The sequence below is a fragment of the Streptomyces sp. NPDC006487 genome, assembly GCF_042870555.1.
Lineage (GTDB): Bacteria > Actinomycetota > Actinomycetes > Streptomycetales > Streptomycetaceae > Streptomyces.
In genome coordinates this window covers 124,000-139,308 of record NZ_JBIAHN010000001.1, presented here as the reverse complement: position 1 = coordinate 139,308, position 15,309 = coordinate 124,000, and the positions used below count along the sequence as shown (strand labels likewise).

11 protein-coding genes are annotated in these 15,309 nt (G+C 71.1%); 6 read left to right on the top strand and 5 right to left on the bottom strand.

The features are described from left to right. Positions 1-97 precede the first annotated feature (97 nt). Positions 98-775, bottom strand: a complete 678-nt coding sequence (locus ACFYM0_RS00660; protein ID WP_388495246.1) for a DUF998 domain-containing protein — start codon at positions 773-775, stop codon at positions 98-100. Between the two features lie 109 nt (positions 776-884). On the opposite strand from ACFYM0_RS00660, the gene ACFYM0_RS00655 reads away from it, so the two are divergent. After that, a complete protein-coding gene (locus ACFYM0_RS00655) occupies positions 885-1,208 on the top strand; it encodes a YciI family protein (RefSeq protein WP_327251538.1) in 324 nt (107 codons plus the stop codon). 3 nt (positions 1,209-1,211) lie between these two features. Next, positions 1,212-3,218 (top strand): sigma-70 family RNA polymerase sigma factor, encoded by a 2,007-nt coding sequence (locus ACFYM0_RS00650; RefSeq protein WP_388495245.1) that lies wholly within the window; start codon positions 1,212-1,214, stop codon positions 3,216-3,218. On the opposite strand, the gene ACFYM0_RS00645 is transcribed toward ACFYM0_RS00650, so the two are convergent. After that, on the bottom strand, positions 3,215-3,751 hold the full coding sequence (locus ACFYM0_RS00645; RefSeq protein WP_388495244.1) for an NADPH-dependent FMN reductase: 537 nt from the start codon (positions 3,749-3,751) through the stop codon (positions 3,215-3,217). The genes ACFYM0_RS00650 and ACFYM0_RS00645 overlap by 4 nt on opposite strands. 504 nt (positions 3,752-4,255) lie before the next feature. Here ACFYM0_RS00645 and ACFYM0_RS00640 point away from each other — a divergent pair. Both ACFYM0_RS00640 and ACFYM0_RS00635 read left to right on the top strand, forming a co-directional pair. Then, entirely contained in the window at positions 4,256-6,244 is a 1,989-nt protein-coding gene (locus ACFYM0_RS00640) for a discoidin domain-containing protein (RefSeq protein ID WP_388495821.1), read from the top strand. An 81-nt stretch (positions 6,245-6,325) separates the two neighbouring features. Next, positions 6,326-6,925, top strand: coding sequence for a TetR/AcrR family transcriptional regulator (locus tag ACFYM0_RS00635; RefSeq protein WP_388495243.1), 600 nt, complete (start codon positions 6,326-6,328; stop codon positions 6,923-6,925). Between the two features lie 7 nt (positions 6,926-6,932). On the opposite strand, the gene ACFYM0_RS00630 is transcribed toward ACFYM0_RS00635, so the two are convergent. From ACFYM0_RS00630 to ACFYM0_RS00620, 3 genes are all read right to left on the bottom strand, one after another. Further along, positions 6,933-7,817 (bottom strand): formylglycine-generating enzyme family protein, encoded by an 885-nt coding sequence (locus ACFYM0_RS00630; RefSeq protein ID WP_388495242.1) that lies wholly within the window; start codon positions 7,815-7,817, stop codon positions 6,933-6,935. A 78-nt stretch (positions 7,818-7,895) separates the two neighbouring features. After that, on the bottom strand, positions 7,896-9,296 hold the full coding sequence (locus ACFYM0_RS00625) for a sulfatase (RefSeq protein ID WP_388495241.1): 1,401 nt from the start codon (positions 9,294-9,296) through the stop codon (positions 7,896-7,898). Positions 9,297-9,439: 143 nt separating this feature from the next. Then, positions 9,440-10,399 carry a LysR family transcriptional regulator gene (locus tag ACFYM0_RS00620; RefSeq protein ID WP_388495240.1) on the bottom strand — a complete coding sequence of 320 codons (960 nt, stop codon included), beginning with the start codon at positions 10,397-10,399 and terminating at the stop codon, positions 9,440-9,442. Positions 10,400-10,586: 187 nt separating this feature from the next. Between ACFYM0_RS00620 and ACFYM0_RS00615 the strand changes: the two genes are divergently transcribed. Continuing rightward, positions 10,587-14,072, top strand: coding sequence for a M28 family peptidase (locus ACFYM0_RS00615; protein WP_388495819.1), 3,486 nt, complete (start codon positions 10,587-10,589; stop codon positions 14,070-14,072). A gap of 96 nt (positions 14,073-14,168) precedes the next feature. Next, entirely contained in the window at positions 14,169-15,296 is a 1,128-nt protein-coding gene (locus tag ACFYM0_RS00610) for a PP2C family protein-serine/threonine phosphatase (RefSeq protein ID WP_388495239.1), read from the top strand. Positions 15,297-15,309 lie beyond the last annotated feature (13 nt).

The window sequence follows — 15,309 nt, the reverse complement described above, 5'->3', positions numbered from 1 at the left end:
CAAGTAAGCCCCGGGCGGCCCATCCGGGTCATGTTCCGGAAACTCGGGACTTGACACCCTTCGAACCACGGGTTAAAAGCCGGATAAGCCTGCGGGGTCAGAGGCCCCGGCGGCTGCGGTACGCGACCACGGAGACCCAGAGCAGTGCCGTGACGGCTCCGACGGCCAGGGTCAGGGTGCCGGCCCGGCCACCGGCCATCGCCCAGCCGTTGCCGATCAGGAGGGCGGTACCGGCGACGCGGGAGCCGATCGCGTACCGGCGGTTCCCGGCGCGGCCGAAGTGCCGGCCCAGGACGTAGCAGGCGGCGATCAGCGAGGTGAAGGTGATCGATCCGGCGGCGAAGTGGGCGTAGCTGTGCCAGGTGAGCGTGGCGGTCTCCACGGAGGGGGCGCCCAGCGGGAAGCCGTCGACCGGGTCCATGACGAAGGCTCCCGCGGCGATCATGCCGATGCCGGCGATCCGGACCAGCCGTGGCGCCCAGGTGGATCCGGGGGTGCCGCGCAGGGCCCGGCGCAGGCCGGTCGCCCCGATGGCAAGCAGGGTTCCGGCGAGCAGGAAGTTGGTGATCTGGAGCCAGCCGAGGCTGCCGTTGCTCAGCGCGCTCAGCGGGTGGCGGGTGATGTCGAAGCCCTCGCGGCTCGCGGCCTGGGTCAGGGAGACGACCGCCCACAGCGGGGAGGCCACGACCACGCAGGTGAGCAGGGAGCGGGTGGTGGCAGAGGAAGAGACGGTGGCGGTGGCGGTGGCGGAAGCGGCGGGGGTTCGGGTGCTCATGGCGGGTACCTCTCGGGTTCGTCGTACGCGGCTCTCGTTCGGTTCTCGCCGGTTCGACGTGTATGCAGGTACGGGCAGCAGCTCGGCACCACGAGACGAGGGAGTCCCCATGCGCTACCTGATGACGACGAAGCCTTCCGACGCCGCCCCCGACGAGCGGCTGTACGCGGAAATGGGCAGGTTCATCGAGGAGCTGACGGCGGCCGGCGTACTGCTGGCCACCGGCGGCCTGGAACCGGGCGGCATCCTGGTGGCCTCCTCCGGCGAGGAGATCACCGTGACGGACGGGCCCTTCGCCGAGGCCAAGGAGGCCGTGGCCGGTTTCGCGCTGATCGAGGTCCGTTCCAGGGAAGAGGCCATCGAGCTGGCCCGCCGCTTCCGCAGGATCGTCGGTGACGGCGAGAGCGTGGTCCAGCAGGTCTTCGGCCCCTGACCCGTGCCGGACACCTCGCGGACGATCGACGCGGTCTGGAAGCTCGAATCGGCCAGGATCATCGCCACGCTCACACGTCTGGTGCGCGATGTCGGCCTGGCCGAGGAACTGGCCCAGGACGCGCTCGTCGCCGCGCTCGAACAGTGGCCGGTCGCCGGGGTCCCCGACAACCCCGGCGCATGGCTGACGACCACGGCCAAACGCCGGGCCGTCGACCACATCCGGCGCTCCCGGATGCTGACGGACAAGCAGGAGCAGCTCGCCCACCAGCTGGAGGAGGACCGGGGGCACCGGGAGGACCAGGAGCCCGAACAGGACGACGTCCTGCGGCTGATGTTCCTCTCCTGCCACCCGGTGCTGCCGGCCCGGGCCCGTGCGGCCCTCACCCTCCGGCTGCTGGGCGGCCTGACGGCCGAGGAGATCGCACGGGCCTTCCTCGTCACGGCGAGCGCCGTCACCCGTCGGATCGCCGCGGCCAAGCGCACGCTGGCCGAGCACCGCGTGCCCTTCGACCTGCCGGAGGAGACGGAGCTGCCCGAGCGGCTGTCCTCGGTGCTTGAAGTCATCTACCTGATCTTCAACGAGGGCTACTCGGCCACCTCCGGCGACGATCTGATGCGGCCCGGGCTCTGCCTGGAGGCGCTCCGGCTGGGCCGGCTGCTGGCCGAGCTTGCGCCCCGGGAGGCCGAGGTCCACGCCCTGGTGGCGCTGATGGAGATCCAGGCCTCCCGTTCGGCGGCGCGCACCGGGCCCTCGGGCGAGCCCGTCCAGCTCCACGAGCAGAACCGGGGGCGCTGGGACCAGCTGCTCGTACGCCGCGGCTTCACCGCGATGCTGCGGGCGCGGGAGGCCGGCGGGGCCCCCGGCCCCTACATGCTGCAAGCGGCGATCGCCGTGTGCCACGCACAGGCGCGCACCGCCGAGGAGACCGACTGGGCGCAGATCGCGACCCTGTACGGAGCCTTGGCGCGACTGCTGCCGACGGCGGTGGTCCAGCTCAACCGGGCGGTGGCCCTCGGCATGGCCCACGGGCCGCAGGCCGGCCTCGACCTGGTGGACTCCCTGGTCGCCGATCCCGTGCTCCGCGACTACCACCTCCTCCCCAGCGTCCGGGGAGACCTGCTGCTGCGCCTGGACCGCGGCCCGGAGGCGCGGCTGGAGTTCCTCCGGGCCGCTGCCCTCGCCAAGAACGCCGCCGAGCGCGCCTTCCTGCGCCGGCGTGCGGAAGAGGTCCCCGTCACCGGCGGCCCGGCCGGTACGGCGCCGGGTCCGGCCCTCGGCCGGGCCGCGGAGGGCTTCCTCGGCCGGACGGAGCTGGACGCGGCGACGGTCCGCTCGTACGGGCAGACCCTGCGGCGGCTGCGCCTGGACCTCGGCGACGGCACACCGCTGTCCGGCCTGACGTCCGAGGAGGTGGCACGGGTGTGCACGGCCGCCTGGGGCGCCGGGGCGGCCAGGACCTGGAACCGGCACCGCGCGGCCGTACGCTCCTTCGGCGCCTGGGCCGGCCTGGACGGGCTCGCGGCCGGGCTGGAGCGGCGCACCGAGCCTCTCCCCCGGGGCTCCGCCCTGGGCCCCGTACAGCTCGACGCGCTCTGGAGCGACCCCGAAGTACCCCTGCGGGAACTGACGTTGTGGCGGCTCCTGCACGAGTCGGGGGCGGGGGTGAAGGCCGTCCTGTCCCTGAACGTGGAGGACCTGGACCTGGAGGACCGCCGGGCCCGCGCGGGCCGCGCGTGGGTGGGCTGGCGCTCCGGGACGGCCCGGCTCCTGCCCCTTCTGCTGGCCGGCCGCACCAGGGGTCCGGTGTTCCTCTCCGAGCGGCGTCCCGGCCCGGCCAGGACCCCGGGCCCGGCCGACCTCTGCCCGGACACGGGCCGGCGCCGCCTGTCCTACGAGCGCGCCGAGCACCTCTTCAAGGAGACCACCAGACCCCTGGACCCGGACCGCGAGGGCTACACCCTGCGCCGCCTCAAGCCCGGTCCGCGGCCGACCGAGGGCACCGCCTAGCCCTCGGACGCCAAGACCGTGAGGACCTCCCCGAGCCGTGCGCGGACGGCTTCGTCGGCGATGGTCCCGTCGGCGCCGACCGTCCCGCGGTCCACGGGGATCCGAACGCAGGCCGCGTCCCTGATGTCCGCTCCGGTGTAGCCGAGCACGGTCCGCAGCGTGGCCTCCGCGCCCTGGCCGCGCCCCGGGGCCGCCGCGTTCACCCAGGCGACGGGCTTGTCGCAGATCTCGGTGCCGCCGACCGTCCAGTCGAGCAGGTTCTTGAAGGAACCCGGCAGCGTGCCGGCGTACTCGGGGGCGCAGATCAGCACCCCGGCCGCCCCGGCGATCGCGGCGCGCAGCGAGGCCACGGGACCCGGCAGCGGTTCCGTGTCCTCGTCGGGATTGAAGTGCGGAAGGTCCGCCAGCCCCTCGTAGAGGACGGTCCGCAGCCGGGAGGGGGCAGCCGCCTGCGCGGTGCGCAGGACGGTCTCGTTGGAGGAGCCGGCCCGCAGGCTTCCGGACAGCAAGAGGATCACAGGCAGCGTAGACATGTGCCCCAATGTATTGATCCGTCGCAGGAGGGACTCCCCCGGGTCAGCCGAAGCGGCCCTGGACGTAGTCCGAGGTGCGCGGGCCGGCGGCGGCCTGTCCCTGGAGGAGGCGGCCGAGGAGGGCTTCTACGACCAGTCCCACTCCACCCGGCATTTCAAGCGCGTCGTCGGCACCACCCCGGGGCGCTTCGCCCTCTCCTCCGCATCCCGCTGACGGCGGCCCGGCGGGCGAGTAGGGTGACGATCCATCAGGTCATGTGACCCGGACTCTTGACTCTGTACCCGGCAGTAGCGATTCTCGACCCAATGCTTGCGCGGGACATGACAAACAGGTGCCAGGGCGGCCACGCCTCCGGTGGACCGTGTCCTCGACCGCGCCCTCCGCCGACCGAGGACGTGAGAGTGGCCATGACCCCAGAACCACGAAGGCAACGACCGGAACCACACCCCCGCAGCCGGCGCAAGCCGTTCGCGATCCTGTCCCTGCTCCTCGGCCTGCTCGCCATGGCGCTCGGCCCCGTACCGGGGGCGGCGGCCGACAACGGCTGGTGGAACCCCACCGCACGGCCCGCGCCCGACTCCCAGATCAACGTGACCGGTGAGCCCTTCAAGGGCACCGACGCCCAGGGCAACGTCCGCGGCTTCGTCGACGCGCACGACCACATCATGTCCAACGAGGGCTTCGGTGGCCGCCTGATCTGCGGAAAGCCCTTCTCCGACGCCGGGATCGCCGACGCGCTCAAGGACTGTCCCGAGCACTACCCCGACGGCAGCCTCGCGATCTTCGACTTCATCACCAAGGGCGGCGACGGCAAGCACGACCCCGACGGCTGGCCCACCTTCAAGGACTGGCCCGCCCACGACTCGCTGACCCACCAGCAGAACTACTACGCCTGGATCGAGCGCGCCTGGCGCGGCGGACAGCGCGTCCTCGTCAACGACCTGGTCACCAACGGGGTGATCTGCTCGGTCTACTTCTTCAAGGACCGCGGCTGCGACGAGATGACCGCCATCCGCCTGGAGGCGAAGAAGACCTACGACATGCAGGCCTACATCGACAAGATGTACGGCGGCGCGGGCAAGGGCTGGTTCCGCATCGTCACCGACTCCGCCCAGGCCCGTGAGGTGATCAAGCAGGGCAAGCTGGCCGTGGTCCTCGGGGTCGAGACCTCCGAGCCCTTCGGCTGCAAGCAGATCCTGGACATCGCGCAGTGCAGCAGGCAGGACATCGACCGCGGGCTCGACGAGCTGTACAACCTCGGCGTGCGCAGCATGTTCCTGTGCCACAAGTTCGACAACGCCCTGTGCGGGGTCCGCTTCGACGAGGGTGCGCTGGGAACGGCCATCAACGTCGGGCAGTTCCTCTCCACGGGCACCTTCTGGAAGACCGAGCAGTGCGCGGGCCCGCAGCACGACAACCCCATCGGCCTGGCCCCGGCGGCCTCTGCCGAGAAGCAGTTGCCCGCGGGCGTGAGCGTGCCCTCGTACGCCTCGGGCGCCCAGTGCAACACCCGTGGGCTCACCGACCTCGGTGACTACGCGGTGCGCGGCATGATGAAACGCAAGATGATGCTCGAGCTCGACCACATGAGCGTGAAGGCGGCCGGCCAGGCCTTCGACATCCTCGAAACCGAGTCGTACCCGGGCGTGATCTCCTCGCACAGCTGGATGGACCTGGGCTGGACCGAGCGGCTCTACAAGCTCGGCGGTTTCGCCGCCGCGTACATGGGCGGCTCCGAGGGCTTCAGCGCGGAGGCCAAGCGGACCGACGCGCTGCGCGAGAAGTACAACGTCGGCTACGGCTACGGCACCGACATGAACGGCGTCGGCGGCTGGCCCGGCCCGCGCGGGGCGAACACGCCGAACCCGGTCACGTATCCCTTCCGCAGCACCGACGGCGGCTCCGTCATCGACAAGGTGACCACCGGCCAGCGCACGTGGGACCTCAACACCGACGGCGCCTCGCACTACGGCCTGGTGCCCGACTGGATCGAGGACATCCGGCTGGTCGGCGGGCAGGGCGTGGTGGACGACCTGTTCAAGGGCGCCGAGTCCTACCTGCGCACCTGGGGCAACTCCGAGCAGCACAAGGCCGGAGTGAACCTCGCCTCGGGCACGGCCGCCTCGGCGAGCTCCGCCGAGTGGAACCCGTTCGTCAGCTACGCGCCCGGCAGGGCCGTGGACGGCGACCGGGGCAGCCGCTGGGCGAGCGACTGGAGCGACGACCAGTGGGTGCAGTTCGACCTCGGCTCCCCTTCCCTGGTCAAGCGGGTCACGCTCGAGTGGGAGCGGGCGTACGGGAAGTCGTACCGCATCGAGCTCTCCCCGGACGGGACGAACTGGCAGACGGCCTGGTCCACGGCGAGCGGTGACGGCGGCCTGGACACGGCGCAGTTCGCGGGGGTCCCGGCCCGGTACGTACGCGTCCACGGAGCGGGACGCGGCACCCAGTGGGGTTACTCCCTGTACGAAGTCGGCGTATACAGCAGCTGACGGCGTCGAGCGGGGTGTCCGGGGGCCGGTGCGCCCGCGGACACCCCGCCCGGGGCGCACCGAGCGAAGGGGGACCCGTACATGGCACGGATGCCGTTGACCGACCGGCGCAGGCAGCTGACGGAGGCGGCGATCCGCGCGATGACCCGAGACGGGGTGTCCAGGACCACGACCCGTTCCATCGCCGCCGAGGCGGGCGTCTCCCTGAGCGTCTTCCACTATTGCTTCGACTCCAAGCAGGCGCTGCTGGAGTCGGTCATCGAGACCATCACGGCGCACTACGTGACCCTCGTGAAGGCCGCGATCCTGCCGAGGCCGACCCTGCGGGAGACCGTCCGGGCCGGCTTCCAGGCGTACTGGGACCACGTGGCGGCCAGCCCCGGGGCGCACATGCTCACCTACGAGCTCACCCAGTACGCGCTGCGCCAGCCGGAGTTCGGGCACCTGGCGCGCAAGCAGTACGAGTCCTACTGCGCCGCGTACACCGTGCTGCTCGAAGAGCTGCGCCTCATCCACCCGTTCGAGCTCAGCGTGCCGGTGACCGTGCTGGCCCGCTATCTGGCGGCCATGACGGACGGGGTCACCCTGAACTTCCTGGTCCTCGGCGACGACAAGGCGGCCGCCGAGATCCTGGACATGGTCACCGACCACGTGGCGGGGCTCGTCGTCCGGACCGACTGACCCACTCTCAGGCAGCCACACGGAAGCCGATGTTGGACGTCGAGCTGTCCGGGGTGTTGGAGCTGCGGGCCGCGACCCGGTAGCGGTTGCAGTACGAGTCGTGGCAGAGGAAGGACCCGCCGCGCATCGCGCGGGACGGGTGGCCCGGGGCGAAGCGGTCCGCGGACCACTCCCACACGTTGCCGACGGCGTTGTAGAGCCCGTGGCCGTTGGGGCGGTACGACTTCACCGGGACGGTGCCGGTCCGGCCCGCGGTGTGGATGGTGGGGAAGTCGCCCTGCCAGATGTTCAGCAGCACCCGGCCGCCCGGTGCGAGATCGTCGCCCCAGGGGTAGCGGCGCCCCTCCAGGCCGCCGCGCGCCGCGTACTCCCACTCGGCCTCGGTGGGCAGCCTCGTTCCGGACCAGCCGCAGTAGGCCACCGCGTCGTTCCACGAGACGTGGACGACGGGGTGGTTCTGCCGGGAGGCGATCGACGACCCGGGTCCCTCGGGATGCCTCCAGCTCGCGCCGGACACCGCCCGCCACCACGGGACCCCGTCCACGGCCGGTGCGGAGGCGGCGAGTTCGTCCGGCAGGAGTCCGGCGAAGACGAAGGAGAAGCCGAAGTCCTCGGCCTCCGTGACATGGCCGGTGGCCTTGACGAAGGTCGCGTACTGCGCGTTCGTGACCGTCGTCGGCGCGATCCGGAAGGGGGCCACTTCCACCTCCCGGACCGGGCCCTCCCCGTCGGCCGGGAACCCATCCGCGTCGTCGGTGCCCATGAGGAAGCGCCCGCCGGGGAGGTCGAGCAGACCGCGGACGGCCCGGGGCGCGGCGACGACCGGCGCGGCGAGCAGGGTCAGGGCGCCGGCCGGGGAGTCGTGGCCCGGGGTGCAGCAGGAGGAGGACATGAGGGCTCCGGTGGACGTACGTGCGGATGGGTGCGGTCCGGCCGGGCGCGCGGGGGCGCGCCCGGCCGGAGGCGGGGGCTAGCCGACCCTGTCGGCCGCGAGCTGAGCTGCCAGGGCGGGGATGCCAAGGTTCCGTTCCTGCGCCGGGGTGGCCTGGTAGAGCTTGTTGACCAGCTGGTGCGGATCGGCGGCGAGGTCGTAGTACTCGCGGAACTTGACCTCTCCGGTGCCGGCCACGGTGCCGTTGGCGTCGGTGTACAGCGTGTAGTACTCGACGTACTGCTTGTCCTTGGAGACGTAGGAGGACCAGGTGCGGTGGTCGGTGCCCTGTCCCTTGCGCCACCATTCGACGAGCAGGTGGTCGCGGCTGTACGCGCTCAGCAGCGACGTGCCGTCCTGCGGGGTGTTCGGGGTGATCCCGGCGGCGTCCAGGATGGTGGGCGCGATGTCGATGTTGGCGACGATGCGGTTGTCCACCGTGCCGGCGCCGAGGCCTCCGGCGGGCCAGGAGAGGTAGAACGGCACCTCGTGCGCGGGGCTGTAGGGCACCGACTTGGCGGTCCAGCCGTGGTCGGCCCAGCCGAAGCCGTTGTCGCCGATGTAGATGACGAGCGTGTTGTCGAGCTGGCCGGTGGCCGCCAGCTTGTCCTTGAAGGCCTGGACCGCGTCGTCGACGGAGAGCAGCACCCGCAGCTGCTCGGCGCGGATGCGCTTGCCGTCCTCGAGGGTGCCGGTGGCCTCCTTGATGTAGGTCGGCTTGTCGCTGCGGTCGGCCTCGGTGACGGAGGGGCGTCCGTTCCACTCGGGTACGGGCACGCCCGCGTACTTGGCCTCGGGCGTGCGGGGTCCGTGCGAGGCGTACGGGGTGACGTAGGCGAACCAGGGGCGGGTGTCGGTGGCCGCCTTGTCCAGGAAGCCCAGCGTCCGGTTCTTGATGATGTTCGTGGTGTAGCCGTTGATCGTCTGGACCGTCCCGTTGACGTTCCACTTGCCGTCCACGTACGAGGGCTGGAGCAGTGCGAAATCCTCGAAATGCGGGGGCGCGTCGGCAATGTTCCACGCATTGAGGTATTTGCCGAAGAGGCCCGTGCGATATCCGGCCTGCTTCAGATAGCGCTGGACGGTGGTGTTCTGGTCGAGGGAAGCCGACGCGGCGTTGTTGCGGACGCCGTGGTTGTGGGCGTAGCGGCCCGAGAACACGGAGGAGCGGGAGGGCGCGCACAGCGGGGTGGTGACGTGGCCGTGGTTGAATTTCACGCCCTCCCCGGCCAGCCAGCCGATGGTCTTCTGGAGGGCCCATTCGGTCTGTTTGGGCTGGTCGTCGGTGACGATCAACAGGATGTTCGGACGGCCGGCGGCCGCTGCCGCGGGAGCCGCGGCGGCCTGGCCGATCGCGGGCACGGTGGCGGCGGCCGCGGCCGCCGCGGTCCCGGCGAGGAATCCTCTCCGGCTGACCTGCGTACGGATTCTCTTGCTCATGGGTATTTCCTCCTGCTCTCCGAAGGCGCCCCATCAACTTCAAAAGATGGTGTGGCAGCCACTGCCATGCGGAGAGCGTAAAGGGATCCCAATAGGCGTTCCATGTACGGAGTATGAAATGACGTCAGGGTCCGTGAACAACGTCAGTCGAGGACCGGATGGGCTTCCGGATGCTCGTCCCACCACGCCCGGTGGAAGGCGTTGTTGTCCACATTGGCCAGGTACGCGTAGACGGCCGACCGGTAGAAGAGCTCCGCCTGGCGGGCCGAGACCGTCGAGCGGTTCCAGGCCAGCCGGATGCGCCCGGTGATCGGCGCCCCGATCAGCGGCCGCATCACCGTGCCCGCCACGGCGGGTGCGGTGGGCTGGCTGAGGGAGACGGCGCGCCCCGCGGAGATCAGGTCGTACTGCATCATGCGGTCGGTGATCCGGTAGCGCAGCGCGGGTACGAAGCCGGCCTTGGCGCAGGCCTCGACCAGCGCCTCGGGTCCCCCGTCGTCGTCCTCCACCAGGGTCATCCACTGCTCGTCGGCGAGGTCGGCGAGGTCGAGGGCCTCCAGCCGGGCCAGCGGGTGCCGGGCCGACATCCTGATGCAGAAGGGTTCCTTGGGAACCAGGGTGCGGGCCGTCACGCCGGCGGGCAGCGGCACCTCGTGGTCGTTGACCTCGCCGTACACGATGACGTCGTAGCGGCCCGCGCCGAGCATCCGCACCAGGGCCGTCACCGAGTCCTCCAGGTCCACGGTGATCTCCCGGCCCGCCAGGACCAGGTCCTGCCGGGCGATCAGGCCGTCGATCAGCACCAGCAGGATGCAGCCCAGGCGCAGCGGGGCGTCGGCCGTCCGGGCCCGAGCCTCCGAGCCGAGGGCGTCCATCTCGCTGAGCACCCGGCGGGCCTTCGCCAGGACGAACTGGCCGAGCGGGGTGGGTTCGACCCCGAGCCGGCCCCGGACGAAGAGTTCGCCGCCGGTGACCCGCTCGATCCGGCGCAGCTGGGCGGAGAGAGCCGGCTGGGAGACCCCGAGGACCCGCGCCGCGCCCCCCAGGCTTCCGGTCTCCGCTATCTGGCAGACGGCTTGCAGATGTCTCAACTCCAGCTGCATCCCGGCAGCTTACGCAGCGTCATCCGTCGGCACCATAACGCCGGTCTTATGTCGGCAGGGATGTCCCGATCTCGTCATGGACACGCCCATACTCGGCCGCGAACAGCCAGACCGCCTTTTCGCGCACCTCCCCTCCCCGTCCCACCCCCCACACGATCGGAGTGGACTCTTGCAGCCCACCAGATGGATGGCCGCCCTCGCGGCCATGGTGCTGACCACGGGCCTCGCCGGCACGCTGGCCACCACCGCCACCGCCTCGCAGAACGCGGATCCCCTCCCGCCCACCGCTGCCGAACGGGCGGTCGCCGCGGCCGACGCGGCCGTGCGCAGCGGCCTCGACAGCCTGGTCAACTCCCCGCAGCAGCAGTACGACCGCCGCCTGGTCACCCCCTGGGTGAAGGACCTCTACTCCGTCGCGTACGAGCGCAGCTACCGCGGCCTGCCGGTCGTCGGCGGCGACGCGGTCGTGCTCGCCGACGGCCAGGGCCGGGTGCGCGCCCTCCAGTCGGCCTCCGCGACCGTGATCGACGTGGCCACCACCGCGTCGGTCTCGGCGCAGGCCGCCGAGACCGTCTCGCGCGCCGAGCAGGTCAAGACGGACAAGGTGGAGAGCCGCCGGCTCGTCGTCAAACTCAAGGACGACAAGGCGGTGCTGGCCTGGGAGACCGTCCTGGTCGGGCGGACCGCCAAGGCCCCCAGCAAGCTGCACGTGTTCGTGGACGCCCGTACCGGCAAGGTGCTCGACCGCTTCGACGAGGTGGTCGCGGGCAGCGGCAACAGCAAGTGGAACGGCCCGAACCCGCTGACGATCGACACCACGGCCTCCGGTGGCACGTACTCCCTGCGCGACCCGAACCGGACCGGTCTGAGCTGCGCCGACTACAGCTCCGGCTCGGTCTTCTCGAAGTCCTCCGACTCCTGGGGTACGGGCAACCCGACCTCCAAGGAGACCGGTTGCGTGGACCTGATGTTCGCGGCCCAGAAGCAGTGGGACATGCTGAGCCAGTGGCTCGGCCGCAACGGCGTCAACGGCAGCGGCCGCAGCTTCCCCGCCAAGGTCGGCCTGAACGACGTCAACGCGTACTGGGACGGCACCTCGGTCAGCATCGGCCACAACAACGCCAACGAGTGGATCGCCGGCGTGGACGTGGTGGCCCACGAGTACGGGCACGCCATCGACTCCAACACCCCCGGCGGCACCAGCGGCCAGGAGTCCGGGCTCGGCGAGGCCACCGGTGACATCTTCGGCGCGCTGACCGAGGCGTTCATCAACGAGCCCTCCCCGTACGACACTCCGGACTACACCGTCGGCGAGATGATCAACCTCGTGGGCAACGGTCCGATCCGCAACATGTACAACCCGCCGGCCGTCAACAACGACCCGGCCTGTTACAGCTCCGCGATACCCGGTACCGAGGTGCACGCGGCCGCCGGCCCCCTGAACCACTGGTTCTACCTGCTCGCCGAGGGCACCAGCCCGGGCGGCGGCAAGCCCAACAGCAGCACGTGCAACCAGTCCACGCTGACCGGTGTGGGCGTGCAGAACGCCGGCAAGATCTTCTACGGCGGCATGCTGCTGAAGACCTCCAGCATGTCCTACAAGAAGTACCGGACGGCGACCCTCAGTTCCGCCAAGTCGCTGGACGCCACCTGCAACCTGTTCAACAAGACCAAGGGTGCCTGGGACGCCATCAGCGTGCCCGCCCAGGCCGGTGACCCGGCCTGTATCCCGAGCGGCGAGAACAGCGACTTCTCGATGGCGCTGAACCCGGCCTCGGGCACCGTCCAGCAGGGCGCCTCGGCCACCACCACGGTCGCCACCGCCGTCTCCACGGGCACGGCACAGCAGGTCACCCTCACCGCGTCCGGCCTGCCGGCCGGGGTCACCGCCACCTTCAGCCCGGCCACCGTGCAGTCCGGCCAGTCCTCGACGCTGACGCTGACCGCCTCCTCCAGCGCGGCCCCCGGATCCTCGACCGTGGTGGTCAAGGGCCAGGGCACCAGCCTCTCGCACACCGTCGACTACGCGCTCACCGTCGGCGGCACCACGCCCAACCCGGGCGCGCCGAACATCGACGTGGCCGCCGTCCAGGCGCACCTGAGCCAGTTCAACACGCTCGCCTCCCAGAACGGCGGCAACCGACGTGCGGGCAGCGCCGGTTACTCGGCGTCGCTGGCATACGTCAAGGGCAAGCTGCAGGCCGCCGGCTACACGGTGACCGAGCAGAACTGCACCTCGTGCACCTACCCGTCGAACAACCTGATCGCCGACTGGCCCGGCGGCCCCGCCGACCAGACGGTCATGTTCGGCTCGCACCTCGACAGCGTCTCGGCGGGTCCGGGCATCAACGACAACGGCTCGGGCTCCGCGACCCTGCTGGAGAACGCGCTCGTCCTCGCCCAGAAGAACCCCACCATGACCAAGCACGTGCGCTTCGCCTGGTGGACGGACGAGGAGCAGGGCCTCAACGGCTCGAAGTTCTACGTCAACCAGCTCACCAGCACCCAGAAGACCGCCATCAAGGCCTACTACAACTTCGACATGGTCGGCTCGACCAACGGCGGCTACTTCATCAACAACGTCAACTCCACCGCGGCCGCCCCGCTCAAGGCCTACTGGACCTCCCTGAACCTCGCTCCCGAGGAGAACACCGAGGGCCAGGGGCGCAGTGACGACTACTCCTTCCAGCAGGGCGGCATCCCCACCTCCGGCTACGCGGCCGGCGCCAGCGCCCGCAAGACCTCGGCTCAGGCCACGAAGTGGGGCGGCACCGCGAACGCGGCGTACGACCCCTGCTACCACGCCTCCTGCGACACCACGAACAACATCAGCGCCACGGTCCTGGACCGCAGCGCCGACGGCGTGGCCTACACCGTCTGGAACCAGGCCGTCGGCGGCACCACCCCCGGCCCGGACTTCTCGATCAGCGCCTCCCCGGCCACCGGCAGCGCCGCCCAGGGCGGCACCACCAGCTCGACGATCAACACGGCGACCACCAGTGGCGCCGCCCAGACCGTCGCCCTGTCGGTGACCGGAGCTCCGGCCGGCACCACCGCCTCGCTGAGCCCCACCTCGGTCCAGTCGGGCAGCTCCTCCACGCTCTCCGTCCAGGTCGGCGCGAGCACCGCGCCCGGCACGTACACCCTGACCGTCACCGGCTCGGGCTCGGTCAGCCACACCACCACCTACACCCTGACCGTCACGGGCACCGGCCCCTCCTGCACCCCGCGCCAGCTCGTCGCCAACGGCGGGTTCGAGAGCGGCACCACCCCGTGGACGACCACCACGAACGTCATCACCAACCAGGCGGGGCAGACCCCGCACGGCGGCACGTACAAGGCCTGGCTCAACGGCTACGGCACGACCCGCACGGACAGCGCCTCGCAGTCCGTGACCATCCCGACCGGCTGCTCCTCGTACCAGCTCGGTTTCTACCTGCACATCGACACCGCCGAGACCGAGAACACGGTCTACGACACCTTCACGGTCTCGGTGGGCGGCCAGACGCTGACGACCCTGTCCAACGTGAACGCGGCCTCCGGCTATCAGCTCAAGACGTTCAACGTCTCCCAGTTCGCGGGCCAGACGGTCACGCTGAAGTTCCAGGGCCTGGAGGACGCCTCCCTGCAGACCTCCTTCGTCGTGGACGACGTCACCCTCCAGGTGAGCTGACGCCCCCGGCACCCTGAGCACCACCCGGGCGGCACCCGCCCCGGCCACACGGCCGGAGCGGGTGCCGCCCGGCCGTGTGCGGTGTATGCAGGAGGCATGGACCACTCACCGGCTCACGCACGCGCCAGCAGGTTCCGGGAATCACGCGCGGTGCTGCTGTCGGTCCCCTTCGCGCTGATCGCCGTGGTCACGGTGGTCGACGTGCTGGCACCGCCGGAGGTCCACCTGGGCCCCTTCCTGGTGGCCGCCCCGGCCCTCACCGCTTCCTTCGCCGGGCCGCGCACGACGGGCTTCGTCGGCGCCGTGGCGGTCCTCGCACAGGTGGCGGTGGCCGTCGCGCGGACCTCCCTGACGGACCTCAACCACACCTTCCAGATCATCGCCCTCGTCCTGATCTCGGCCTTCGTCACCTTCTTCGCACACTTGCGCGAAGTGCACGAGCGACAGCTCACCCAGCTCCGTTCCGTGGCGGTCGCGGCGCAGCAGGTGGTCCTACGACCGCTGCGCGACCGGATGGGTCCGCTGCGGATCGCCTCGGTGTACCTGTCGGCGGAGGCCGAGGCGCAGATCGGAGGCGACCTGTACGCGGCCGCCCGTACCGCCGACAGCACCCGCCTGATCATCGGCGACGTCCGCGGCAAGGGGCTGGAGGCGGTCGGAGAGGCCTCGGTCGTCCTCGGCGCCTTCCGGGCCGCCGCCCACCTGGAGGCCGACCTTCCGGGGCTGGTGGGCTACCTGGAGGCCGCCGTGGCCGCCGACCCGGACCGGGGTGCGGACGGCTCCTCGGGCCCCGGGCGGCCGGACGAGGGGTTCACCACCGCGGCCGTGCTCGACATTCCCGACGGGGAGCCGTCGCTGCGGGTGGTCAGCTGCGGGCACCCGCCGCCGCTGCTGCTGCGCGCGGGCCGCGTCGTCCCCCTCCAAGTGGACCACCCGGCGCCGCCCCTGGGCCTGTCAGAGTTCGCGGACACCGGGTTCACCCCGCAGTCCTTCCCCTTCGAGCCGGGGGACGTGGTCCTGCTGTACACGGACGGCGTCATCGAGGCCCGTGACGCGTCGGGGGCCTTCTACCCCCTGCCGGAGCGGGCAGCGGACCGGCCGGGGGACGGCCCGGAAGCCCTCCTGCGCCACCTCTGCGCGGACCTCCTCGCCCACACCCCGAACGGCTTCCTGGGCGACGACGCGGCGATGGTGGCCATCGAACGCGTCGGCCGGCTGCCCTGAGCGGGGACCCGCC

Bases quoted from the DNA above. Each gene is read 5' to 3' on its own strand.
- ACFYM0_RS00645 (WP_388495244.1), bottom strand. From the start codon at position 3,751: ATGTCTACGCTGCCTGTGATCCTCTTGCTGTCCGGAAGCCTGCGGGCC.
- ACFYM0_RS00625 (WP_388495241.1), bottom strand. From the start codon at position 9,296: ATGAGCAAGAGAATCCGTACGCAGGTCAGCCGGAGAGGATTCCTCGCC.
- ACFYM0_RS00655 (WP_327251538.1), top strand. From the start codon at position 885: ATGCGCTACCTGATGACGACGAAGCCTTCCGACGCCGCCCCCGACGAG.
- ACFYM0_RS00620 (WP_388495240.1), bottom strand. From the start codon at position 10,399: ATGCAGCTGGAGTTGAGACATCTGCAAGCCGTCTGCCAGATAGCGGAG.
- ACFYM0_RS00660 (WP_388495246.1), bottom strand. From the start codon at position 775: ATGAGCACCCGAACCCCCGCCGCTTCCGCCACCGCCACCGCCACCGTC.
- ACFYM0_RS00640 (WP_388495821.1), top strand. From the start codon at position 4,256: ATGGCGCTCGGCCCCGTACCGGGGGCGGCGGCCGACAACGGCTGGTGG.
- ACFYM0_RS00630 (WP_388495242.1), bottom strand. From the start codon at position 7,817: ATGTCCTCCTCCTGCTGCACCCCGGGCCACGACTCCCCGGCCGGCGCC.
- ACFYM0_RS00610 (WP_388495239.1), top strand. From the start codon at position 14,169: ATGGACCACTCACCGGCTCACGCACGCGCCAGCAGGTTCCGGGAATCA.
- ACFYM0_RS00615 (WP_388495819.1), top strand. From the start codon at position 10,587: ATGGCCGCCCTCGCGGCCATGGTGCTGACCACGGGCCTCGCCGGCACG.
- ACFYM0_RS00635 (WP_388495243.1), top strand. From the start codon at position 6,326: ATGGCACGGATGCCGTTGACCGACCGGCGCAGGCAGCTGACGGAGGCG.